This is a genomic window from Solwaraspora sp. WMMD1047 (assembly GCF_029626155.1).
In the GTDB taxonomy this organism is placed as follows: domain Bacteria; phylum Actinomycetota; class Actinomycetes; order Mycobacteriales; family Micromonosporaceae; genus WMMD1047.
The window spans coordinates 4681049-4703054 of the sequence record NZ_JARUBL010000001.1 but is presented as its reverse complement, the minus strand read 5'-3'; the positions used below and the strand labels follow the sequence as shown (position 1 = coordinate 4703054).

Sequence of the window (22006 nt, the reverse complement as noted above, 5' to 3'; positions counted from 1 at the left end):
GTTCCGGACGGTGCCGGGGCGTCACCCCACGGGCCCGTTTCCGGGGTGCCTCCGTGGGGCTACTCGCCGGCCGCGACCAACCCTGACTCGTACGCGGTGACCACCGCCTGCGCCCGGTCGCGCAGCCCCAGCTTGGCCAGGATCCGGCCCACGTGCGTCTTCACGGTCTGCTCGGCCACCACCAGATCGGCGGCGATCTCGGTGTTGGAGCGGCCCCGCGCGATCAGCCGCAGCACCTCGGTCTCCCGGGCGGTGAGCGCGGCCAGCGAGGTGGGCCGGGGCCGGTCCCGACCCGGCCGGGCGGCGAACTCGGCGATCAGCCGCCGGGTGACCGCCGGGGCCAGCAGCGCGTCGCCGGCCGCCACCACCCGGACGGCGTGCACCAGGTCGGCCGCGGGCGCGTCCTTGAGCAGGAAACCGCTGGCCCCGGCGCGCAGCGCTTCGTACACGTAGTCGTCCAGGTCGAAGGTGGTCAGGATGAGCACCCGGGGACGGTCCGCGTCGGGTCGGCCGCCGAGCAGTTGCCGGGTGGCGGCCAGCCCGTCCAGGACCGGCATCCGGACGTCCATCAGCACCACGTCCGGATCGAGCCGGCGGGCGGCGGCCACCGCGTCGGCGCCGTTCGCCGCGTCGCCGACCACGAGCAGGTCGGGCTGGGCGGCGAGCAGCGCGCCGAAGCCCTGCCGGACCATCGCCTGATCGTCGGCGATCAACACCCGGATCATCGCCGTCCACCGTTCCGGCGCGGCCGTTCGACCGCGTCGGTGTCCGTACCCGATGATCCGGCGTCCGTACCCGACGAGCCGGTGTCCGTACCCGGTGGGTCGGCGTCCGCGCCTCGCGGGTCGGTCGCGGCGAGCGGCTGGGCGGTCCCGTACGGCAGGTGCGCCACGACCGCGAAGCCGCCGCCGTCGACCGGGCCGGCGCTGAAGGTGCCGGCCAGCAGCCGGGCGCGTTCCCGCATGCCGGTCAGGCCGTGCCCGGCGGGTCCGGCCGGTCGGGCCGGGGCCGGGTGGGCGCCGTTCTCCACCCGCAACGCCAGCTCGCCCACGCCCGGGCGCAGGCTGACCCGGACCGACGTCCCCGGCGCGTGCCGGGCCGCGTTGGCGAGGGCCTCCTGCACGATCCGGTACGCGGTCAGCCCGACCGCCTCGGGCGGGGTCGGTGCGCCCGGCGGTGGCCGGTCCTGTTCGAGGGTGACGGTCATGCCGGCCCGCCGGGCGGCCTCGACCAGGTCCGGCACGTCGTCGAGGCCGGGCTGCGGCGCGGTCTGCGCGGTGCTGGTCTCGCTGCGTAGCACCCCGAGCAGCCGGCGCATGTCGGTGAGGGCTTCGCGGGCCGAGGCGGCGATGGCGGTGAACTCGTCCCGGGCCGGGTCGGGCAGCGCGGCCAGCCGGTAGGGCGCCGTCTCCGCCTGCACCGCGATCATCGACATGTGGTGGGCGACCACGTCGTGCAGCTCGCGGGCGATCCGGGTGCGTTCTTCCAGTACCGCCCGCCGGGCCTTCTCCAGCTCGCTCACCTCGGACTGCACGGCCAGCGCCTGCTGGCTCTGCCGCTGCCGGCGCACCTGGTCACCGAGGATCACGACCACCGCGAGCAGCACGGTGACGCCGTACGCGTTGGCGCGGGTCGGCACCACCAGGAACACCGGTGCCAGGGTGAGCACCGCGGCCCAGACCACCACCCCGGTGTCGGTCCGGACGGCCAGTGAGGCGAGTACCACCAGGAAGCCGAGGATCTGCACCGGGTTCCACGGCCAGGACTCGGTCGGCAGCGCGGAGACGGCGCCAGCGAAGAGCATCGGGTACGCCAGTCGCCAGCCCCACAGCGGGCTGCGCGCCGCCACCGCCACCGGCAGGGTGGAGCCGACCGCCAGCACCGTGGGCATCCCAGGTGGCAGGTGCCGCACGTCGAGCAGGTACTCGTAGGCGGCGAAGGTCAGGCTGAGCAGCACGAAGAGACCCACCGGCACGATCAGCGGCAGCAGCCGGCGCCACCGGGCCGGGGGGTGACCGGCGGGCCGCGGCTCGTCCAGCCCGACCAGCAGTCGGCGCAGGTCACGCAGGGCCGCACGCGGCAGGTCGGTACGGTCGTCCATCATCCGCAGCGTACGGATCGGGCGGCGTGCGGTCGTGCCGCTGCGGAGCCATTGGCTGTCATACCTGGGTAGGGGGTGGCTGGTTTCTGGATACCTGCCGGTAGCGCCTAGTCTGCAACGCGCACCGTCCGCACGCGTCCAGGCGGGTCGCACCCGGTGTGGACCGGCCCGCGATGAGGGGGAGAAGTGGCTCGAACTGTGCTGGTGACCGGTGGTAACCGGGGGATCGGCCTGGCCATCGCCCGGGCCTTCGCCAAGCAGGGCGACCGGGTGGCGATCACCCACCGGGGTAACAACCCGCCGGCCGACCTCTTCGGTGTCACCTGCGACATCACCGACTCGGCGGCGGTCGACGCCGCCTTCGACGCGGTCGAGGCGGAGCTCGGGCCGGTCGAGGTGCTGGTCGCCAACGCCGGCATCACCGCCGACACGCTGCTGATGCGGATGTCGGAGGAGCAGTTCACGGGCGTCATCGACACGAACCTGACCGGTGCGTACCGGGTGGCCAAGCGGGCCGCCCCGAAGATGCTCCGGGCCAAGTGGGGTCGAATGATCTTCATCTCCTCGGTGGTCGGCCTCTCCGGCGGTCCCGGCCAGGTCAACTACTCGGCGAGCAAGGCCGGGCTGGTCGGCGTCGCCCGGTCGATCACCAGGGAACTCGGCAGCCGTAACATCACCGCCAACGTGGTCGCACCCGGCTACGTCGAGACCGACATGACCGCTGGCCTCGCCGACAAGCTCAAGGACGAGTACCTCAAGGGCATCCCGGCCCGCCGGTTCGCCACCGCCGACGAGGTCGCCGGCGTGGTCACCTGGCTGGCCGGTGACGCCGCCGGCTACGTCACCGGCGCGGTCATCCCGGTCGACGGTGGCCTCGGCATGGGCCACTGACGTGCTGCGCAACGCGAACAGTTGGAGGATCTGACCGTGTCTGGACTGCTGGCCGGCAAGCGGCTGCTCGTGACCGGGGTCATCACCGACCAGTCGATCGCCTTCTCGGTGGCGAAGCTGGCCCAGGAGAACGGTGCCCAGGTGGTGCTCACCGGCTTCGGGCGGCTCTCCCTGGTCGAGCGGATCGCCCGCCGGTTGCCCACCCCGCCGCCGGTGATCGAGCTGGACGTGACGAACCCCGAGCATCTGGCCGGCCTGGCCGACCGGGTTCGCGAGCACGTCGACGGCCTTGACGGGCTGGTCCACTCGATCGGCTTCGCGCCGGCGAGCTGCCTCGGCGGCGGCTTCCTCGACGCGCCGTGGGAGGACGTGGCGACCGCCGTGCACGTCTCGACGTTCTCGTACAAGTCCCTGGCGATGGCGGCGTTGCCGCTGATGGAGCGCGGCGGCGCGGTGGTCGGGCTCACCTTCGACGCCAGCAAGGCGTGGCCGGTGTACGACTGGATGGGGGTGGCCAAGGCGGGGCTGGAGTCCACCTCCCGCTACCTGGCGATGCACCTGGGGCCGCGGGGCATCCGCAGCAACCTGGTGGCGGCCGGCCCGCTGCGGACCATGGCCGCCAAGTCGATCCCCGGGTTCGAGGCGTTCGAGGACGCCTGGGCGGAGCGTTCCCCGCTCGGCTGGGACCTGGCCGACCAGGAGCCGGCGGCCCGGGCCTGCCTGGCGCTGCTGTCCGACTGGTTCCCCGCCACCACCGGCGAGATCGTGCACGTCGACGGCGGCTACCACGCGCTGGGGTCGGCTCGCTGAGGTAACCGAGCTCACCCGGGGCGGATTCGGCCCGCCGGGGCCGGCCGGCAAGAATGGCACCATGTCCTACGACGCCGTTGTGCTGGTCTCCTTCGGCGGGCCCGAACAGCCCGCCGACGTGCTGCCGTTCCTCGCGAACGTGACCCGGGGGCGCGGGGTGCCGCCGGAACGGCTCGCCGAGGTGGCCGAGCACTACCAGCACTTCGGCGGGGTGTCACCGATCAACCAGCAGTGCCGGGACCTGCTCGCCGCGATCCGGGCCGACCTGACCGCGCACGGCATCGACCTGCCGGTCTACTGGGGCAACCGGAACTGGCATCCGATGCTCGCCGACACGGTGGCCGAGATGCGCGACGACGGGGTGCGGTCCGCGCTCGCCTTCGTCACCAGCGCGTACGGCGGCTACTCGTCGTGCCGGCAGTACCGGGAGGACATCGCGAACGCCCGGGCGGCGGTCGGCCCGGACGCCCCCCGGATCGACAAGCTGCGCCAGTTCTGGGACCACCCCGGTTTCGTCGAGCCGCACGCCGACGCGGTCCGGGCGGCGCTGGCCACCCTCGACCCGGCCCGGCGCGCCGGCACCCGGCTGGTCTTCACCGCGCACTCCATCCCGACCAGCATGGCGGCCACCGCCGGGCCGGACGGCGGCCGGTACGAGGCGCAGCTGGCCGAGACCGCCCGGCTGGTCGCCGCCGCGGCCGCCCCCGAGTTGCCGTACGACCTGGTCTGGCAGAGTCGGTCGGGGCCGCCGCAGGTGCCGTGGCTGGAGCCGGACGTCAACGACCACCTGGAGCGCCTCGCCGCCGACGGGGTGACCGCGGTGGTGGTCAGCCCGATCGGATTCGTCTCCGACCACCTGGAGGTGGTCTGGGACCTGGACACCGAGGCCGCCGAGACCGCCAAGCGGCTGGGACTGGGCTTCGCGCGGGCCGGCACCCCGGGCACCGACCCGCGGTTCGTGGCGATGGTGCGGGAACTCGTCGTCGAGCGGCTCGACGCAGCCGGATCGGTTAACCCACCGGACACGGCCGCGCGACGTCGGCTCGGTACGCTCCCGGTCTGGGACGCCTGCCCGGCGGACTGCTGCCTGCCGGCCGGCCGGCGTTGACCGTGCCGGCCCGACCGGCTCCGCCGGCCCGACCGGACGACCGCCATGTCAGGAGAGCGATGAACGAGCCCGCCGGAGTGCTGCCGTGACCGACCGGAAACCGGTGGAGTGCTGGCTGACCGACATGGACGGCGTGCTGGTGCACGAGGGCCAGCCGGTGCCCGGCGCGCCCGAGTTCATCAGCCGGCTGCGCGCCTCCGGCAAGCCGTTCCTGGTGCTCACCAACAACTCGATCTACACCCCGCGCGACCTGCACGCCCGGTTGACCCGGATGGGGTTCGAGGTGCCCGAGCAGGCGATCTGGACGGCGGCGCTGGCCACCGCCCAGTTCCTCGCCGACCAGCGGCCCGGCGGTACGGCGTACGTGATCGGGGAGGCCGGCCTGACCACGGCGATGCACGCGGTCGGCTACGTGCTCACCGACTTCGCCCCCGACTACGTGGTGCTCGGCGAGACCCGCACCTACAGCTTCGAGGCGATCACCAAGGCGGTCCGGCTGATCGACGGCGGGGCCCGGTTCATCTGCACCAACCCGGACGCGACCGGCCCGTCGATCGAGGGGGCGCTGCCGGCGGCCGGGTCGGTGGCGGCGATGATCTCGAAGGCGACCGGGGTCGAGCCGTACTTCGTCGGCAAGCCGAATCCGATGATGATGCGCTCGGCGCTGAACACCATCGACGCGCACTCCGAGACGACGGCGATGATCGGCGACCGGATGGACACCGACATCCTCTGCGGCCTGGAGGCGGGGCTGCAGACGGTGCTGGTGCTGACCGGCATCAGCACCCGGGCCGAGGCGGAGCGCTACCCGTACCGGCCGTCGCGGATCGTGGCGTCGGTCGCCGACCTGACCGACGAGATCTGACCCGGGACGGTCAGGGCGCGAGCGGGGCGTTGCAGGCGGCCACCAGCGCCCGCCGGCAGGCGACCGTCAGCGGCCGCAACGCGGCGTCGCGCTGCTGCGCCTCGTAGCCGTTGACCGCGCCGCCGGGCGCCACGTGCTCGGCCAGCGCCAGCACCCGGTCGAGCACGCTCGCGCGGGCGAACAGCCGGCGGGCCCGCGGGTCGAAGCCGGGCGGCAGATCGATGCCGCTGTCCGGCCGGCGCAGCGCGGCCAGCGCGCCGGCCAGCTCGGGCCGCCACTGGGCGACGTCCAGCCGGGTCAGGGCCGCGGTCGCCTCGGCGAGCGCGGTGGCCAGGTCCGCCTCGGCCTCGGCCGCGCCCGGCTCGGTCAGCCCGGCCGGCGGCAGGTCCGCTGGCAGCGGGTAGACCCGCCAGAGCACGGTCTCGAAGGTCACCCCCGAGCCGGAGGTGTGGTTGCGGACCTCCGGGATGACGCCGAGGTCGCGGGCCACCACCGCCTCGCCGGCCAGCAGCGCGGCACCGGCGAAGGCGCCCGGCCCGGGCAGCCCGCGTGGGTCGCCGGGGGCCGGCAGCACCAGCCGGATCTCGTCGGGGGAGAGCTTCGACAGGGCCGACAACGCGTCCCGCAGGGGGATGTCGGTCCAGGCGCCGGGCGCGTCGGCGACGAGGTGCTCCTCGCCGGCGGCGATCTCGTCGGCCACCTCGTCGTAGGGCACCAGCCCGGCGCGCCACGCGCGGACCCAGGCGACGAAGCGGCTTGACCTGCGCGCGGACAGGGTCGCCGCGCCCGTTGCGGGGGACATGAGGGCAAGGGTACGGGTTAGCCGCGCTGCTGTCTCGACTGCCGAGCCGGCGGCGCGTCTGCCGGATTCGGCGCCGGAATCCGGCTAGCGTCGATCGGATGGGCAGAATCTACGGCGACGATGTGCTGTCCGGCGACTGGCGGCGCCGACCGGTGGTCCGCCCGGACGGCGCGGTCCGCGGCCGGCGGGCGGTGCCGGAGGTGGACGCCGAACCGGAACTGGTCGTCGAGGACGCCGACTCCGGCTTCTGCGGCGCGGTGGTGGGTTTCGAGTCCGGTGCGGTGGTGCTGGAGGACCGGCACGGGCGGCGCCGCAACTTCCCGCTGCTGCCGGCGGCGTTCCTGCTCGACGGCGAACCGGTGACGCTGCGCCGGCCGGCGCCGGTGCCGTCCCAGCCGACCCGGCGGCGGACGGCGTCCGGGTCGATCGCGGTGGCCGGCGTCCGGGCGCAGGTGGCGAAGGCGAGCCGGATCTGGGTGGAGGGCGTGCACGACGCCGCCCTGGTGGAGCGGATCTGGGGCGACGACCTGCGGATCGAGGGCGTGGTGGTGGAGCCGCTGGACGGCATCGACGCGCTCGCCGACGAGGTGGCCGGCTTCGCACCCGGCCCGACGCGGCGGCTCGGGGTGCTCGTCGACCACCTGGTGCCGGGCTCCAAGGAGAGCCGGATCGTGGCCGCGGTGAACTCGCCGTACGTGCTGGTCACCGGCCATCCGTACGTGGACGTCTGGCAGGCGGTGAAGCCGGCCCGGCTGGGCATCGCGGCGTGGCCGGTGGTGCCGCCGGGGCGGCCGTGGAAGGAGGGGGTCTGCGCCGCGCTCGGGGTGGCCGAGCCGGCGCAGATGTGGCGGCACATCCTGTCCCGGGTGTCCGGCTTCCAGGACGTCGAGACGCCCCTGATCAACGCGATGGAGCGCCTGATCGACTTCGTGACCGTCGAGCCGGACGCCGGCTGACCCGGTCCCGGTTCAGCCGACGTCGTCGGGGTGCCGGGTGAAGACGAAGGTGGCGATGTCCAGGGCCCGGACCCGGCCGGCGGCGTCCCGGCGTACCAGCAGGTTTTCGCCGTTGTTGATGCCGGAGTGGCCGCGCCAGCGGTCCGGTCCGGTCGCGGTGAACCGCCACACCTCGGTGCCGCCCGGATCGACGTGCCGCAGCACCAGTTCACCGTCGGCCCAGTCGGCCTGGTGTTCGCGCCCCATCCACCACCAGCGGCCGGTCAGCTCGGCGTACTCCGGCGGCGCCGGGGTGGCTGGCCGCCACGGCGCCGGCGCCGGGGTCTCGCCGTCGAGCACGGCGGCGAGCAGCCGCAGCCCGAGCGCGCGGATCGAGTCGCCGCGCAGCCCGTACGCGTTGGCGTAGCCGACCACGGCGGTGCGGGTCGGCCGGTGCACCAGCAGGGTCGCCACATAGCCGGGCATCGAGCCGCCGTGCCCGGCGTACACCCGGTCGCCGTGCCGGATCAGCTCCAGGCCGAGGCCGTGCCCGGCGGTCCAGGATTCCGGGTCGGCCAGCTGCACGGTGGCGCACATCTCGATCAGCGTGTCGGCGTCGAGCACGGCCGGGTCCGGCTCGGCGAGGAAGGCCGCCCAGCGGGCCAGGTCGGCGGTGGTGGACCAGAGCTGCCCGGCCGGGGCCATCGCGCCGGTGTCGGTGCGCGGCTCCTCCCGCAGCGTCTGGTGCCAGGGATGCACGACGTAGCCGCGGGCGTACGGTTCGGCCGGGTGGTAGGTGGTGCGGGTCAGGCCGAGCGGGTCGAGCACCCGGGTCCGCAGCAGCGGCCACCAGGGCTGCCCGCCGACCCGCTCCGCGACGGCGCCGAGCAGGCCGTACGCCAGGTTCGAGTAGTGGTGCCGGCGGTACGGCCGGTGGGCCAGCTTCGCACGCGTGAGCCCGGCCAGCAGCCCGGCCAGGTCGGTGCCGGCGGACCGTTCCCACCACTGATCGCTGTCCGGTTCGCGCTGCAGGCCGCTGCCGTGGCTGAGCAGCTGTCGCAGGGTGACGGCGCCGACCGGGGTGCCGGGCAGGTGCGCCTCGAGCGGGTCGTCGAGCGCCAGCCGCCCCTCGTCGCGGAGCCCGAGCAGCAGCACCGCGGTCATGGTCTTGGTGATCGAGCCGATCCGGTACTGGATGTCCGGATCCGGCGTCGGATGATCGCCGGCGGCGGCCAGGTGGGCCAGCTCACCGTCGCGGACCACTCCGGCCACCAACGACGGGGTACGCCCGGCGCGCTGCGCCTCGGCGACCAGCGCGTCGAGCCGGCGCGCGAGCTCCGGAGCCACCATCACGATCCTCCCGCCAGGCCGTTGGTGATCTTCAAGATTAGCGGTGCGTGCATGGGCGTGACAGGATCGTTTATGTGGAGCCACTGCTGTGGATCGTATTGGGCGTCGTGCTGGTGATCGCCGAGATCTTCACGACGACGCTCTTCCTGATCATGTTCGGTGCGGGGGCGTTCGCCGCCGCTGGCGCCGCGGCGCTCGGCGCTCCGATCGGCATCCAGGTGCTGGTCTTCGCCGCCGTCTCGGCGTTGACCCTGGTCGCGGTCCGGCCGACCATCCAGCGGCACCGGCTCTCCGCGGCGCAGAGCGGTGACCAGCCGTTCGGCGTCGAGGCGATCGAGGGCTCGACCGCGCTGGTGTTGGAGCAGGTCGACAGCGATGCCGGTATGGTCAAGATCGACGGCGAGCTGTGGTCGGCCCGGGCGTACGACGGCACGCAGGTGCTCGCGCCGGGGGAGCGGGTCCGGGTGATCGAGGTCCGAGGCGCCACCGCGATGGTCTGGCGTGACGAGTTCGCCGCCCCCGACGAACTGCCCGGCCCGGCGGCCGGCTCCTAGGCGTACCCCCGGTTCTGCATTTTGGATCTTCCGGTTTCGACATAGAAAAGGTGGGGCGGTATGGATCTCGTTTTCGCGGTGCTGTTCGGCGCCCTGGCGTTGATTGTGGTGATAACGCTCGTCCGGGCGGTGCGGATCGTGCCGCAGCAGCGGCAGGACGTGGTGGAACGGCTCGGCAAGTACAAGCGCACCCTGCAGCCCGGCCTGAACCTGCTGGTGCCGTTCATCGACGCGGTGCGTACCAAGGTCGACATGCGCGAGCAGGTGGTCAGCTTCCCGCCGCAGCCGGTGATCACCTCCGACAACCTGGTCGTCTCCATCGACACGGTGCTCTACTTCAAGGTCAACGACTCGGCCAAGGCGACCTACGAGATCTCCAACTTCCTGCAGGCGATCGAGCAGCTCACCGTCACCACGCTGCGGAACGTGATCGGTTCGCTGGACCTGGAGCGGGCGCTGACCAGCCGCGACGACATCAACCGGCACCTGTCCGGGGTGCTGGACGAGACCACCGGCCGGTGGGGCATCAAGGTCACCCGGGTCGAGATCAAGGCGATCGAGCCGCCGCCGAGCATCCGCGACTCGATGGAGAAGCAGATGCGCGCCGAGCGGGACCGGCGGGCCGCGATCCTGACCGCCGAGGGGCACAAGCAGTCGCAGATCCTCGCCGCCGAGGGTGAGAAGCAGGCGTCGGTGCTGCGCGCCGACGGTGACCGGCAGGCCCGCATCCTGCAGGCCGAGGGTCAGGCGAAGGCGATCCGGACCGTCTTCGACGCCATCCACCAGGCCAACCCGAGCCAGAAGGTGCTCGCCTACCAGTACCTCCAGGCCCTCCCGCAGATCGCCAACGGGCAGGCCAACAAGGTCTGGATCGTGCCGGCCGAGATGACGAAGGCCCTGGAAGGGCTCGGCGGGGCGCTCGGCGGGCTGGCCCGGGCGGCCGGCGACGAGCCGAGCGCGTCGGTCGACTCGGGCGCCGTCGAGCGCGAGGCCGCCGAGGCGGCGGAGGCGGCGGCCGCCGCGGCCGCCGACGTCAACAACGAGGTACGCGCGGCCGAGGCGCAGGTCAACTCCCGGTCCGGCCCGCAGGGGCTGCCCGCCCCGGAGCCGGTGTCGCCGGCCAGCCTGCTCGGCGACCCGGCCACCGACCGGCGACCCGAACAGGCCTGAGCTCCGGCCGGGCGTGCAGCCCGGCCGGCTTCCGGATTCGTCCACGCGACGCCCCGGTACCTGCCACGATCGCCTTAGCGGCGACGGTTGGTCGGGTACCGGGGCGTCGACGCTGTTCGCCCCTCTCTTGCGTGGTTCCACGTGTCGGTCCGTCGCCGCTCCACGACCGGATCGAGGTGACGGCATGACCCAGCTCTCCAGGGCCCGACGAGCCGGCGGTTTCTTCCTGCTGCCGTTCATCCCGGACCGGCCGCCACCGCCGCCGGCCACCGACGCCAGTTGGGCGTGGTCGCTGCGCCGGATCGCCCGGCACGCCCTGTGGCTGCTCCCCGGGTACGCGGTCTGGCTGGGCATCCTCAGCCTGGCCAGCGCCGACGGCGCGAACCCGGCGGCCTACCTGGCCAGCGACCGGCCGCTGCACCTGGTCGGCTGGGTGCTCGGGGTGTGGCTCGGCCTGCTCGCACTGCTGGCCCTGACCGGGCTGCTGGTGGTCACCCGGACCCGCCGGACCGCGTTGACCGGCTTCCTGCTGGCGCTCGGCGGCACCCTGCTGACGCTGCCGTTCGCCGGGGTCTCCGAGCAGAGCCCGGCGTACGGGGCGGACGCGCGGGTGCTGGCGGTGATCGGCGCGATCGGTTACAGCGCGGGTTGGATGGTGACCGGCTGGGCGGTGATCCGCTCCGGGGTGCTCACCTACGGCGACGGGTTGCTGCTGATGATGGCGGGCCCGCTGGTCGGGGTGGTGGGGCTCTTCTCCGACCAGTTGCAGACCCTCGGGGCGATGCTCGCCCTCGCCGCCGGCATCGGCATCGCCTGGCGCAGCGGCCGCCTGCTGCCGGCGGTGCACCGGGCTGCCGAACCGCCTCCTGCGGAGACCATCGGCTCGCCGGAAACCGGGACGCCGCCCGCACCCCAGGTCGGGTAGCTCCCGGTGGCAACCTGCGTCGGGCTAGCCCGGCGGGAACCCGTAGATCACCTGTTCTCCCGGCGGCACTGATCGGACGTAGTTGACGTACTGCAGGTACGGGCTGTCCGCGGGTAGCTCGCCCCGGCGGGAAAGGGCGTAGTAGTCGGCGACGATGTCGCCCTGCTGCTCGTAGTTGAAGGAGAGGAAGCCCCGGCCTTCCGCCGCCGCCTGGGCGAGGCCCGCCGGACCGCCGTAGTCGTAGTTGCCGACGATGGCATGCGGCAGCAGGTTGAGAATGTTGGCTCCGTGCTGGTACTGCCACTGGTGGGTCAACTCGTGAATCAGCCAGTGTTGGAAGTTCAGATTGTTGGTGTCCTGGCTCAGGGTGCCGGCGGGGAAGGTGACCCAGCCGGGCGTCGCACGGGCTCTGTCGTCGAGATCGGCGAGCAGCCCGTCGTCGGTAACCATGATCAGGCTGAGGTCCAGCGAGTCGCCGAACACCCGGCGGGCGATGGCGATCTCCGCTGGGGTGAGTCCGCGTCGGATGGGCGGGGGTTCCTGGCCGGCGGCGAGTGGTGCTGCCCCGGGGGAGTCGACCGGGTAGGCGCGTAGTGCGGCGGCGCGTTCGGCGACCATGGCCTGTAGGGAGGTGGCGATCTGGGTGGCGAAGGCGGTGCGCGCGGCTGGGCCGCCGGCGGCGAGTTGCGGGTCGTTGAGCCAGGTGTTCTCGTTCTGCGCGATGGTGTTGATGATGGCGTTCTTGACCGCGGTCAGTTCGGCGCCGTAGTACTCGGCGTGTGCGGCGCGGTTGGCCACGTACTGCTGGAGGCGGCCGGTGTCGGCGGCGAAGGTGCCGACCCGTCCGTGGAACTCCTCCCCGGCCAGGTCGGGCCAGGCGGCAAGTGACGCGTCGCCGGCCTGGCCGGCGCGGTTCGCCCCTTCGCCGAGCACGGTGCCGCCGGTGCGCCAGGCACCGGCGACCTCGGCGGCGTCCACCTCGTCATCGGCGGGCCAGGGGTCGTACACGGCCTTGACCGCTGCCCACAACGAACCGGTCGGTTCCGGGATCCCCATCTCGCCTCCCAGGGCCTCATCGGAGGGCCGATGCTAGGCAACCGCGGTCCTGCTCCGGGTGGCCCTGACCGCATCCGGCCACCGACGGTACTCACGCCTGGCACAGCAGCCGACTGGTGCCGCCGGTGGACACCATCGGCCCCCCGGAAACGGCGAGGCCGCCGGCACCCCAGGTCGGGTTCCTCCCCAGTAGGATAAAAGTATGACCGTCAAGCTGAGCATCAGCGTCCCGGACGATGTGGCTGCCTATCTTCAGGGGCGCGGTAACGTCTCCGCCGCCGTGACGGAGGCTGTACGTCGCGTGCTGCCCGAGGCGCGTCGTGCCCGTCAGCGTGCGGCCGCGCAGGCGTACGGCGAGTACCTACGTGGACTGACCGCGCAACAATTGGCGGACGACCGGGCGCTTGTCGAATCCAGTAACGAGGTCGCGCTTCGCGATGCGCAGTGGTGAGGCGGGGACAGATCTGGACGCTGTTGCGTGGTGGCAGTCAGTACCGGGTACTGGTCATCAGCAACGATGAGTACAACAGCGTCGAGGAGTTGGCGATCTGGGCACTCACCGTGGTACGCGAGGTCCCGCACCCCAACCACCTGGTGGTTCGGCTCGCCGGCGACGATCCGCTCGCCGGCGCGTTCGTCAGGATCCACAGCGTCGTTCAGATCCTGGACCGCAGCGCGTTGCGGGACAACCACGGATTCGTCTCGCATGCGACGTTGAACGCGGTGGAGGACGCACTCCGAGAGTTCCTGGAGTTGCCGTGACCGGCCCGGCGAGCCCGCTGGGGGAGGCCCCGTTAGTTCTGCGGGTCTGGCGGGAGCCCCAGATACAGTTCCTTACCCACCGGTTGTGATCGGACATAGTTGGCGTACTGCAGGTACGGGTCGCCCTCGGGCAGCTCGCCGCCCCGGGAAAGGGCGTAGTAGTCGGCAACGATGTCGGCCTGCTGCTCGGTGCTGAAGGAGAGGTAGCTTCTGCCCTCGGCCGCGGCCTGGGCGAGGCCTTCCGGGCCACCGTAGTCGTAGGTGCCGGCGATGGCGGCCGGCAGCAGGTTGGTGATGTCGGCTCCGTGCTGGTACTGCCACTGGTGGGTCAGCTCGTGAATCAACCATTTCTCGAAGCGCAAGGTGTTCGTGTTCTGGCTCAGTGTGCCGGCGGGGAAGGTGACCAGGCCGGGCGTCGCGCGGGCGTTACGGTCGAGATCGGCGAGGAATCCGTCGTCGGTAATGGTGATCTGGCTGAGGTCCAGCGAGTCGCGGAATACCCGGCGGGCGATGGCGATTTCGGCTGGGGTGAGTCCGCGTCGGATGGGCGGGGGTTCCTGGCCGGCGGCGAGTGGTGCTGCCCCGGGGGAGTCGACCGGGTAGGCGCGTAGTGCGGCGGCGCGTTCGGCGACCATGGCCTGTAGGGAGGTGGCGATCTGGGTGGCGAAGGCGGTGCGCGCGGCTGGGCCGCCGGCGGCGAGTTGCGGGTCGTTGAGCCAGGTGTTCTCGTTCTGCGCGATGGTGTTGATGATGGCGTTCTTGACCGCGGTCAGTTCGGCGCCGTAGTACTCGGCGTGTGCGGCGCGGTTGGCCACGTACTGCTGGAGGCGGCCGGTGTCGGCGGCGAAGGTGCCGACCCGTCCGTGGAACTCCTCCCCGGCCAGGTCGGGCCAGGCGGCAAGTGACGCGTCGCCGGCCTGGCCGGCGCGGTTCGCCCCTTCGCCGAGCACGGTGCCGCCGGTGCGCCAGGCACCGGCGACCTCGGCGGCGTCCACCTCGTCATCGGCGGGCCAGGGGTCGTACACGGCCTTGACCGCTGCCCACAACGAACCGGTCGGTTCCGGGATCCCCATCTCGCCTCCCAGGGCCTCATCGGAGGGCCGATGCTAGGCAACCGCGGTCCTGCTCCGGGCGGGCCTGACCGCATCCGGCCACCGGCGTTGACCGGGCCGGCCGTCCGCGCACACTCCACGCAGGACCGACGACGAAGGGGCACCGGCATGGACGGCGTCAGCATGGAGACCGACGGGACGACCGGCGCGATGGATCTGATGGACGAGGCGGGTCGGATGTTGAACACCGGCTGGGGTGAGGTCAGCGAGCGGTTGACCATGATGGCCGGTCGGCTCGGTCAGGGCGAACTCGGCGCGGCCTACCTCGAGCGGTACCAACCGGCGGCGACCGAGACGACGGCTGCTGTCGAGGCCCACTGCCGGCAACCCGGCCGGCTCGCCGCGGTGGGTCACCAGTGCGTCGACCTCTACCGGACCGCCGACCAGCGGATCGCCGGCACCTTCACCTCCGTCGACCCCGCCGCCCCGACGGCCGCCCCGCCGGCCGATGCGACCTTGGCCTGATCGCCGGGGTTGACTTTGTCGCATGCTATGACTCATGCTCATGAGACAAAGCTTGCGACATTGGAGGTGCGGTATGCGCGAGGCGGAGCACACGGAGGTCGGCCGGTGGCTTGCCCAACACGGTCTGGAAGGCACCGAGCCGACACAGCTGCTCGCGGCGCGGCTGGCGGTGCGGCGGCGGGCCAAGCTCCTCGACAGCATCCTGCTGGCCGCGTTCCTGATCGGCGCGGCACTCACGCACGCCTGGAAGGGCTTCCCCGCCGGCTCCGCGTCCCGGCTGCCGCTGCTGGTCCTGGTGGCGCTCGCGATCGGATTGCTGGTGGGGCAGTGGCTGCTCGGCTGGTGGGTGCGGCGCGTCGACAGGCGGGCCGGCGCGCGACTGCCCCGGCGGGTCGCCCACCCGGCAGAACTCGGCTGGCCGGCGGTGCTGGGCCGGCCGTACGCCGCCTTCACGGTCGCCACCTACACCGCCGCGCTGCTGCTCACGGTGAGCGTGCTGCCGATCCGCGACCCGGACCTGCGCTTCGGCGCGATCGTCGTGCTGATCGGCCTGGCCGCCGCCGCGACCAGCCTCATCATGCAGCTCCGGCAGGTGCTGACGAGCCCCGCCGTGGCGCAGGACGAGGCGTCGCTCACTGCCGACGTCGTCATGCGGGTCGAGGACGCCCGCGCGCTGGCCACCCCCAGCCTGGTCTGGATGCTGCCGGCAATCTTCCTGTACGGGGACGAGCTGGGCTGGTGGAACGCGGTCGCGCTGGCGCTGGTGGTGGCGGGCGCGGTCACCCTGGGCCTGCTCCAGTCCCGGACCATCGCGGTCGGGAGCGCCGCCCGGCAGGCCCTGGTCGCCCGATGATCGTCATCGACGCCGCCTCGCCGACGCCGCCGTACGAGCAGCTCCGGGTCCAGCTCGCCCGGCAGATCCAGGACCGCACGCTCGCCGTCGGCACCCGGCTGCCGACGATCCGCCGGCTCGCCGCCGACCTCGGCCTGGCGGTGAACACGGTCGGCCGGGCCTACCGGGAGTTGGAGGAGGCCGGGCTGATCGAGACCCGGGGCCGGGCCGGCTCGTTCGTCACCGCCGCCGGTGAGCAGGCCCTGGAGCAGGCCCACCGCGCCGCCCGCGACTACGCGGCGGTCATCACCAGCGTCGGCATCGACCCCACCGAGGCCATCCGGATCGTCCAGGTCGCCCTGGGCCAACCGTCGACCCCCTGATACCTCGTCCGGATCGGCCGGTCTGCCCTGCCTGTTCGGCCCGTGGTGAATGTGCCGGTTGTGGACTGTCGCGTGTTGACGGTGTGTGCCAGGCTTCGTGCTCATGAGTGATGTCGCGGCGCTGGTGCGGCCGGTGCGGTTCGGTGATGTCGAGCTCCAGGTCGAGGCCACCCGGGTGGTGACGGTGGGCGACGAACCGACCGCTACGCCGTCGGAGCGGATCGTCTCCGCGTACGAGGACGCGGAGGCCGCGATCCTGGGGGTCGCCTCGTCGGTGGCGGCGACGATCGGCCGGATGGGGGAGGCGGCCCGGCGACCGCGTGAGGTGCAGGTGCAGTTCGGGCTGAGTGTCTCGGTCGAGGGCACGGTGCTGGTGGTGAAGGGGACGACGGGCGCGACGCTCGCGGTCACGCTGACCTATGACGCGGCCCGCTGAGGTTCCCGGCTACCTGGGCCGGGTGCTGCGCCACGACGATAGCGGTGCCGGCACCTGCTTCCAGGTGGCGCCAGGAGTGCTGGTCACCGCCTGGCACGTGCTCGACGACCTCGGTGCCGGCGGCGTGGGCGACGAGGTGCTTGTCGACCCGCTGGGTGTCGATCCGACGGCGGGCGGGCCGGTGCGGGCGCGGGTGCACGCGGTGGACCCCACCCACGACCTTGCGGTGCTGCTCCGCGACCAGCCGCTGCCGGCAACGGCCGGGGGGCTTGTCGAGTCGGACTCGGTGCGGCCGAACGAGCCGATCGCCGTGACCGGGGTGGCCCACGTCCCGAATACCGCCGGCTACCGCTACACCAGCACGACCGGCGCGTGGTCGGGGCCGGCGATGCGGGACAACCAGGTGCCGCTCGGCCAGTTCAGCGCCGGCGATCTGGTCCGCGGGATGAGCGGCGGGCCGGTGCGCCGGGTCTCCGACGACCGGGTGGTCGGGGTGGTCTCCGGTCGCTACAACAGCGCGGACAACTGGATGCGGAACGCGGTGTGGGTGGCGCGTACCGAGGATCTGGTCGTGTTGTTGGCGGGGGTCGCCGAGGTCGCGCTGACCGGCGGGGTCGGGCGCGGGGCGGCGTTCGACGTCACCCTCGCGGTGTCGGAGACCGAGGTACGGCTCTCCGGCGCGGGGGTGGACGTGACGGCGGCCCACGCCGGGGTGCGGTCGGGGCTTGTCAACGCCCTGCACGACGTACGCCGTGAGCGCTCCCGCCACGGGCATGTCGAGGTTCGCGACGAGGCGACGGCGACGGCGCTGCGCACCGACAGCGTGTCGCTGCGGCAGGCGGGCCGGCTGCTCGCCGAGTCGTTCCTGCCCGACCCGGTCGCGGCGGCGCTCGGCGAACTACTGCGGCGGGCTGAGCGGGCGGACACCCCGGTGCGGCTGGCGGTCCACGTACCCGGGTTGACGATGCTGCCCTGGGAGGCGATGCCGGACCCCGTCGGTCAGCAGCCGCTCGCCCTGCACCGGCTGGTCACCGTCTACCGGCACGGCCGGACCGCGTCGCCGCCGGCCGCGTTGCCGGGTCCGCTGCGGATCGTGGTGGCGATCGCCTCACCGGAGTCCGGCGGCGGCGCGGTGCTGGACTACGAGCGGGAGTTGGCCGCCGTGCTCGACGCGGTGAGGGGCGCCCGGCAGGGCGAGGCGCAGGTCGAGGTGGTGCCGTTCGCGACCACGGGGGCGATCCGGGCCGCCCTGGACCGGGAGGAGGGCGTGCACGTGTTGCACATCTCCGCGCACGGCGGCCCGGGTGTGCTGCACCTGGAGGAGGAGAACGGCGACGCCCGCGCGGTGTCGGCGGACGAGCTGCTGGCCGAGGCGATCCCGGCGGGCAAGCTGCCGCCGGTGATCTCGCTGGCCGCCTGCTACACCGACGTGGCCGGCGAGGAGCAGGGCAGCTCGTACGCGGCGCGGCTGGTCGAGTCTGGAGCCGGCGCGGTGATCGCCACCCAGACCTCGGTCACCGACGCGTATGCCACCCGGCTGTTCGCCCGCGTGTATGCGGAGCTGGCCCGGTCCGCGTCGGCCGATGTGGTGCGGGCGGTCGCCGACGCCCGCCGGACCGTGCAGCGGGAGTTGACCCGCTCCGGGCAACCGCTGGACCGGGTGCTGGCCGCCCTGGACGAGTGGAGCGTGGTGACGGTGCTGGCCGGGGCGCCGGCCGTTCCCGTGCTGGACCCGTCCCGGACCGTCGACGTGCGGCCCCGGCCGACGGTGGACTTGGGCGGCCTGCTGGCCCGGCCGGTCGGGCAGTTCGTCGGCCGCCGGCACGCCCAGCGGGTCCTACCGTCGCTGCTGGACACCGAGATCGGCGGGGTGCTGCTGCACGGTATCGGCGGGATCGGCAAGACCACCCTGGCAGCCGAGGTGCTACGCCGGGCGACCGCCCAAACTCCTGCGTGGCGGGTGCTGACCCTGACCGGGCCGCTGACCGTCGACGGCATTCTCGGGGACGTGTCCGCCGCCGTACGCCGGGATCTGCTGCGCCGGCAGATCCTCGACGGGCCGCAGTTCGTCGCGGCCCAGGTCTGCGCCCGGATGGACGTGCCGTGGCAGGACCGGCTGCATCTGCTGCGGCAGGACGTCCTGGCCGAGCTGCCGCTGCTGCTGGTGCTGGACAACTTCGAGGACAACCTCGCCGCCGACGGCGCCGGTGTCTGGCGGTTGTCCGATACCGGGGTTGCCGGCCTGCTCGCCGCCTGGTTGAACAATCCCGGCCGGTCCCGGCTGGTGATCACCTCTCGGTATCCGTTCGCCCTCCCGGAGCACGCCGGTGACCGGCTGCGCGGCTATCAGGTGCCGCCGATGAGCCTGGCCGAGACCCGCAAGCTGCTGTGGTCCCTGCCGCACCTCGACCGTTACGCGGTCGACCGCGACGCCCAAGACAAGATTTGGCGCTCCGTCGGCGGACACCCCCGATCGCTGGAGTACCTCGACGCGCTCCTCGGCGCCGGCCAGGGCCGGTTCCCCGATATCACCCGCCGGCTGCGCGCCGCCGTGGAGCAATGCCTCGGCGCCGCTCGGGTCGACACCTGGCTGGCCGAGGAACGCACCCTCGACGCCGCGATCGCGCAGGTCGCCACCCTGGCCGCCGACGACGTCCTGCTCACCGACCACCTCACCACCCTCGCCCAGGTGCGGGGAGCGATCCGACTGCTGGCCGGGATCAGCGTCTACCGCGAACCCGTCGACCTCAACGCCGCGCTGTTCCAGGTCGGCACCCCCGACGAGTCCGCCGGATCCGCCGCCGACGGGCCTCCCCGGCCGCCGCTGGCCGCGCCACCACACCTTCCCGCGCTCCTACAGCGCCTGCGGGACGCCAGCCTGATCGGCGCCAGCGCCGACGGTCGTCTCGTGATGCACCGGTGGACGGCCACCGAACTCCACGACCACTGGACCACCGCCGGCAGCCCACACCACGAGCCAGACCTCGTGATGCAGGCCCATCACGCCGCCGCCGCCTACTGGCTGTGGCGGGTAGACGTGTGGCCACAGAACCGGTTCGCCGACGTGCAAGACCTGCTGGAAGCCCGCCACCACCTCATCGCCGCCGGGGACCTCGACACCGCCGGCACCCGCACCGAACACATCTGCGACCAGCTACACCAGTGGGGCGCCTGGGACCGGGAAGCGAGCCTCATCCACGACACACTCCGCTGGCTGCCCGCCACGTCCCCCCGCCGGCCTGCCTGGTATCACCAGCTCGGCATTCTCGCCCAAGCCCGGGGTGACTACCCGGAGGCCGAACGCCGCTACCAGCAGTCCCTCACCATCTTCGAGGAGCTCGGCAACCGCGCCGGTGCGGCCACCGGCTACCACCAGCTCGGCATGCTCGCCCAAGCCCGGGGTGACTACCCGGAGGCCGAACGCCGCTACCAGCAATCTCTCACCATCAAAGAGGAGCTCGGCAACCGCGCCGGTGCGGCCAACAGCTATCACCAGCTCGGCATGCTCGCCCATGACCGGGGTGACTACCCGGAGGCCGAACGCCGCTACCAGCAATCTCTCACCATCAAAGAGGAGCTCGGCAACCGCGCCGGTGCGGCCAACAGCTACGGACAGCTCGGCATGCTCGCCCATGACCGGGGTGACTACCCGGAGGCCGAACGCCGCTACCAGCAGTCCCTCACCATCTTCGAGGAGCTCGGCAACCGCGCCGGTGCGGCCAACAGCTATCACCAGCTCGGCATGCTCGCCCATGACCGGGGTGACTACCCGGAGGCCGAACGCCGCTACCAGCAGTCCCTCACCATCGAAGAGGAGCTCGGCAACCGCGCCGGTGCGGCCAACAGCTATCACCAGCTCGGCATGCTCGCCCATGACCGGGGTGACTACCCGGAGGCCGAACGCCGCTACCAGCAATCTCTCACCATCAAAGAGGAGCTCGGCAACCGCGCCGGTGCGGCCAACAGCTATCACCAGCTCGGCATGCTCGCCCATGACCGGGGTGACTACCCGGAGGCCGAACGCCGCTACCAGCAGTCCCTCACCATCGAAGAGGAGCTCGGCAACCGAGCCGGCACGGCCACCAGCCTGAGTCAACTCGGCAACCTACGCTCGCAGTCTGGCCGCCCTGTCGACGCCGTCCCATTGCACTGCCAGGCTCTCGCGCTCCGCCTCGCCCTCGACGTCCCGCAAGCACGATACGACCTCACCGCACTACACAAGCTTCGCACCGAACTCGGACCCCGAACTTTCACCCAGGCCGCCGGCACCGTACTTGACAACGAATCCCTGGCGACGCTCGCCAGCATGCTCGACGAGTTGGAGCTGTCCGAGTAGGCGAGCCAAACAGGCTCGACAAAGGATCGTCAGGTCGATTGCGCTGGTTGGTTGATGCCGGTCGGGGTTGGCGACCCGCCCCCGGGGCAGCCGACGGCACGTGTGGCGGTCCCGGGGACGGGTCTGGGGTGCCCGTGGCGGACGCGGTTCGGCAGGGGGGTCGCGTACGCGCGGGGCCGGCAGAAGGGCTTATCGGCCGCCGCGCTGGTGTCGCTCGTGTTATTGTGCCAGTAGTGCCATCAACCCGCGCTGTGCCGACCGGCCGTACCAGCACAGCCCGGTCTCCTCGCCGAGGGCGGCGCCGCACACGCAGTGCGTGGCGCTCGCCGGCTCGTGGCGGGCCAGGATCATCCGGAACGTGTCCGCCTGGACACTGGCCGGGACGGCATCCGAGGTGGAATCGAGGCATGCGCCCGACAGCGTCCCGGTCGGAAACGGCGGTGCGGTCCAGCCGGCGCGGGGGGTGTCCGGTTCCGGCTGGTCGTCGTCCGGCGGGCCGGTCACGACGCCTGCTCGCGCGGGGGAGCGGCCCGCAGGACCTTGATGCCGGTGGTCCGGGCGAGGACGGTCCGGGTCTGGACCTCCCGGCCGCTGCGGGGCTGGATCTCGACGCCGGTCAGCTCGGTCCACTCGATCCGGTTCCAGAGGGCCTGGACGTTCGGCGTTGCCGTGAGCCTCAGCTGCAGGTCACCCAGGCCGTACAGGTAGTCGGCCTCGGCCAGGACGAGCAGGGCGTCCTTGTCGATGTCCGCCGGGTGGAACGGCAGGTCGGGGGGAGTGGTCATCGTCGCTCCTCCGCCGCTCTCGGATGGGCGTCCGGCGCCATGGCGCCGAGCCGATCGGGGTACGACGGGCCACGGTTCATCGGCCGGGGGTGCACCGGGTAGGGCATCCGGACCTCCGCCGGATAGCTGTCCGGGCAGCGCCAGCGCAGTCCGCAGCGGCAGTACCGCCAGAGCTTTCGCCAGTCCCTGCGGTGCGTCGGGGCAAAGGGGACCAGTGCCTGCCGTCGTATTCGCATTTCGCCTTCCCTGCTTTTCCGCTCGGCCGGCGCCCGGGGTGCGTCACCACCCATTGGCTGCACCCCGGGCGCCGGGGTCTGACCCGCCGGGG

Annotated in this window: 23 protein-coding genes; 15 read left to right on the top strand and 8 right to left on the bottom strand. The window is 72.6% G+C overall.

The genetic code is table 11. The features are described from left to right. Window positions 1-59 precede the first annotated feature (59 nt). The gene (locus tag O7627_RS21355; protein WP_278095274.1) at window positions 60-725 is read right to left on the bottom strand and encodes a response regulator transcription factor; all 666 of its coding nucleotides are present in this window, start codon (window positions 723-725) and stop codon (window positions 60-62) included. Then, window positions 722-2101, bottom strand: a complete 1380-nt coding sequence (locus O7627_RS21350) for a histidine kinase (protein ID WP_278095273.1) — start codon at window positions 2099-2101, stop codon at window positions 722-724. Before O7627_RS21350 ends, O7627_RS21355 begins: the two co-directional genes overlap by 4 nt. A gap of 186 nt (window positions 2102-2287) precedes the next feature. On the opposite strand from O7627_RS21350, the gene fabG reads away from it, so the two are divergent. The 4 genes from fabG (at window position 2288) to O7627_RS21330 (ending at window position 5775) form a co-directional block, all read left to right on the top strand. Further along, window positions 2288-2992, top strand: coding sequence for a 3-oxoacyl-ACP reductase FabG (fabG, locus tag O7627_RS21345; protein WP_278095272.1), 705 nt, complete (start codon window positions 2288-2290; stop codon window positions 2990-2992). A gap of 36 nt (window positions 2993-3028) precedes the next feature. Then, on the top strand, window positions 3029-3802 hold the full coding sequence (gene fabI, locus O7627_RS21340; RefSeq protein WP_278095271.1) for an enoyl-ACP reductase FabI: 774 nt from the start codon (window positions 3029-3031) through the stop codon (window positions 3800-3802). A gap of 61 nt (window positions 3803-3863) precedes the next feature. Beyond that, a complete protein-coding gene (locus O7627_RS21335) occupies window positions 3864-4910 on the top strand; it encodes a ferrochelatase (protein ID WP_278095270.1) in 1047 nt (348 codons plus the stop codon). A gap of 85 nt (window positions 4911-4995) precedes the next feature. Further along, window positions 4996-5775, top strand: a complete 780-nt coding sequence (locus O7627_RS21330) for an HAD-IIA family hydrolase (RefSeq protein WP_278095269.1) — start codon at window positions 4996-4998, stop codon at window positions 5773-5775. Between the two features lie 10 nt (window positions 5776-5785). Here O7627_RS21330 and O7627_RS21325 read toward each other — a convergent pair whose 3' ends face one another. Beyond that, a complete protein-coding gene (locus O7627_RS21325) occupies window positions 5786-6577 on the bottom strand; it encodes a hypothetical protein (RefSeq protein WP_278095268.1) in 792 nt (263 codons plus the stop codon). 98 nt (window positions 6578-6675) lie between these two features. On the opposite strand from O7627_RS21325, the gene O7627_RS21320 reads away from it, so the two are divergent. Next, window positions 6676-7533, top strand: coding sequence for a DUF3097 domain-containing protein (locus tag O7627_RS21320; RefSeq protein WP_278095267.1), 858 nt, complete (start codon window positions 6676-6678; stop codon window positions 7531-7533). 12 nt (window positions 7534-7545) lie between these two features. Here the strand turns inward: O7627_RS21320 and O7627_RS21315 are convergent, their stop codons facing one another. After that, the gene (locus O7627_RS21315; RefSeq protein ID WP_278095266.1) at window positions 7546-8865 is read right to left on the bottom strand and encodes a serine hydrolase domain-containing protein; all 1320 of its coding nucleotides are present in this window, start codon (window positions 8863-8865) and stop codon (window positions 7546-7548) included. 71 nt (window positions 8866-8936) lie between these two features. Between O7627_RS21315 and O7627_RS21310 the strand changes: the two genes are divergently transcribed. The 3 genes from O7627_RS21310 (at window position 8937) to O7627_RS21300 (ending at window position 11511) form a co-directional block, all read left to right on the top strand. Then, window positions 8937-9416 (top strand): NfeD family protein, encoded by a 480-nt coding sequence (locus tag O7627_RS21310; RefSeq protein WP_278095265.1) that lies wholly within the window; start codon window positions 8937-8939, stop codon window positions 9414-9416. 60 nt (window positions 9417-9476) lie between these two features. Further along, window positions 9477-10586: an SPFH domain-containing protein gene (locus tag O7627_RS21305; protein ID WP_278095264.1), complete on the top strand. Its 1110-nt coding sequence runs from the start codon at window positions 9477-9479 to the stop codon at window positions 10584-10586. Between the two features lie 184 nt (window positions 10587-10770). Beyond that, window positions 10771-11511 carry a hypothetical protein gene (locus tag O7627_RS21300; protein ID WP_278095263.1) on the top strand — a complete coding sequence of 247 codons (741 nt, stop codon included), beginning with the start codon at window positions 10771-10773 and terminating at the stop codon, window positions 11509-11511. A gap of 24 nt (window positions 11512-11535) precedes the next feature. Here the strand turns inward: O7627_RS21300 and O7627_RS21295 are convergent, their stop codons facing one another. Continuing rightward, window positions 11536-12567 (bottom strand): hypothetical protein, encoded by a 1032-nt coding sequence (locus O7627_RS21295; RefSeq protein WP_278095262.1) that lies wholly within the window; start codon window positions 12565-12567, stop codon window positions 11536-11538. Between the two features lie 202 nt (window positions 12568-12769). On the opposite strand from O7627_RS21295, the gene O7627_RS21290 reads away from it, so the two are divergent. Then, a complete protein-coding gene (locus tag O7627_RS21290) occupies window positions 12770-13018 on the top strand; it encodes a hypothetical protein (RefSeq protein WP_278095261.1) in 249 nt (82 codons plus the stop codon). Beyond that, entirely contained in the window at window positions 13015-13329 is a 315-nt protein-coding gene (locus O7627_RS21285; RefSeq protein WP_278095260.1) for a type II toxin-antitoxin system PemK/MazF family toxin, read from the top strand. Before O7627_RS21290 ends, O7627_RS21285 begins: the two co-directional genes overlap by 4 nt. 32 nt (window positions 13330-13361) lie before the next feature. Here O7627_RS21285 and O7627_RS21280 read toward each other — a convergent pair whose 3' ends face one another. Beyond that, a complete protein-coding gene (locus O7627_RS21280; RefSeq protein WP_278095259.1) occupies window positions 13362-14402 on the bottom strand; it encodes a hypothetical protein in 1041 nt (346 codons plus the stop codon). 147 nt (window positions 14403-14549) lie between these two features. Here O7627_RS21280 and O7627_RS21275 point away from each other — a divergent pair, with 147 nt between their 5' ends. From O7627_RS21275 to O7627_RS21255, 5 genes are all read left to right on the top strand, one after another. Next, window positions 14550-14906, top strand: coding sequence for a hypothetical protein (locus O7627_RS21275; RefSeq protein ID WP_278095258.1), 357 nt, complete (start codon window positions 14550-14552; stop codon window positions 14904-14906). 73 nt (window positions 14907-14979) lie between these two features. After that, window positions 14980-15759, top strand: a complete 780-nt coding sequence (locus tag O7627_RS21270) for a hypothetical protein (RefSeq protein WP_278095257.1) — start codon at window positions 14980-14982, stop codon at window positions 15757-15759. Beyond that, window positions 15756-16121 carry a GntR family transcriptional regulator gene (locus O7627_RS21265; RefSeq protein ID WP_278095256.1) on the top strand — a complete coding sequence of 122 codons (366 nt, stop codon included), beginning with the start codon at window positions 15756-15758 and terminating at the stop codon, window positions 16119-16121. Before O7627_RS21270 ends, O7627_RS21265 begins: the two co-directional genes overlap by 4 nt. A 103-nt stretch (window positions 16122-16224) precedes the next feature. Continuing rightward, window positions 16225-16557 carry a CU044_2847 family protein gene (locus O7627_RS21260; protein WP_278095255.1) on the top strand — a complete coding sequence of 111 codons (333 nt, stop codon included), beginning with the start codon at window positions 16225-16227 and terminating at the stop codon, window positions 16555-16557. Next, entirely contained in the window at window positions 16541-20893 is a 4353-nt protein-coding gene (locus O7627_RS21255; RefSeq protein WP_278095254.1) for a tetratricopeptide repeat protein, read from the top strand. The genes O7627_RS21260 and O7627_RS21255 overlap by 17 nt, the downstream gene beginning before the upstream one ends. A gap of 219 nt (window positions 20894-21112) precedes the next feature. Here the strand turns inward: O7627_RS21255 and O7627_RS21250 are convergent, their stop codons facing one another. Together O7627_RS21250 and O7627_RS21245 are read right to left on the bottom strand one after the other, a co-directional pair. Then, window positions 21113-21397 carry a hypothetical protein gene (locus tag O7627_RS21250; protein WP_278095253.1) on the bottom strand — a complete coding sequence of 95 codons (285 nt, stop codon included), beginning with the start codon at window positions 21395-21397 and terminating at the stop codon, window positions 21113-21115. Continuing rightward, window positions 21394-21678 (bottom strand): hypothetical protein, encoded by a 285-nt coding sequence (locus tag O7627_RS21245; protein ID WP_278095252.1) that lies wholly within the window; start codon window positions 21676-21678, stop codon window positions 21394-21396. Before O7627_RS21245 ends, O7627_RS21250 begins: the two co-directional genes overlap by 4 nt. Window positions 21679-22006 lie beyond the last annotated feature (328 nt).

Bases quoted from the DNA above. Each gene is read 5' to 3' on its own strand.
- O7627_RS21300 (WP_278095263.1), top strand. From the start codon at position 10,771: ATGACCCAGCTCTCCAGGGCCCGACGAGCCGGCGGTTTCTTCCTGCTG.
- O7627_RS21325 (WP_278095268.1), bottom strand. From the start codon at position 6,577: ATGTCCCCCGCAACGGGCGCGGCGACCCTGTCCGCGCGCAGGTCAAGC.
- O7627_RS21260 (WP_278095255.1), top strand. From the start codon at position 16,225: ATGAGTGATGTCGCGGCGCTGGTGCGGCCGGTGCGGTTCGGTGATGTC.
- O7627_RS21265 (WP_278095256.1), top strand. From the start codon at position 15,756: ATGATCGTCATCGACGCCGCCTCGCCGACGCCGCCGTACGAGCAGCTC.
- O7627_RS21320 (WP_278095267.1), top strand. From the start codon at position 6,676: ATGGGCAGAATCTACGGCGACGATGTGCTGTCCGGCGACTGGCGGCGC.
- O7627_RS21305 (WP_278095264.1), top strand. From the start codon at position 9,477: ATGGATCTCGTTTTCGCGGTGCTGTTCGGCGCCCTGGCGTTGATTGTG.
- O7627_RS21350 (WP_278095273.1), bottom strand. From the start codon at position 2,101: ATGGACGACCGTACCGACCTGCCGCGTGCGGCCCTGCGTGACCTGCGC.
- O7627_RS21355 (WP_278095274.1), bottom strand. From the start codon at position 725: ATGATCCGGGTGTTGATCGCCGACGATCAGGCGATGGTCCGGCAGGGC.
- O7627_RS21290 (WP_278095261.1), top strand. From the start codon at position 12,770: ATGACCGTCAAGCTGAGCATCAGCGTCCCGGACGATGTGGCTGCCTAT.
- O7627_RS21255 (WP_278095254.1), top strand. From the start codon at position 16,541: ATGACGCGGCCCGCTGAGGTTCCCGGCTACCTGGGCCGGGTGCTGCGC.
- O7627_RS21270 (WP_278095257.1), top strand. From the start codon at position 14,980: ATGCGCGAGGCGGAGCACACGGAGGTCGGCCGGTGGCTTGCCCAACAC.
- O7627_RS21295 (WP_278095262.1), bottom strand. From the start codon at position 12,567: ATGGGGATCCCGGAACCGACCGGTTCGTTGTGGGCAGCGGTCAAGGCC.
- O7627_RS21335 (WP_278095270.1), top strand. From the start codon at position 3,864: ATGTCCTACGACGCCGTTGTGCTGGTCTCCTTCGGCGGGCCCGAACAG.
- O7627_RS21275 (WP_278095258.1), top strand. From the start codon at position 14,550: ATGGACGGCGTCAGCATGGAGACCGACGGGACGACCGGCGCGATGGAT.
- O7627_RS21245 (WP_278095252.1), bottom strand. From the start codon at position 21,678: ATGACCACTCCCCCCGACCTGCCGTTCCACCCGGCGGACATCGACAAG.
- O7627_RS21280 (WP_278095259.1), bottom strand. From the start codon at position 14,402: ATGGGGATCCCGGAACCGACCGGTTCGTTGTGGGCAGCGGTCAAGGCC.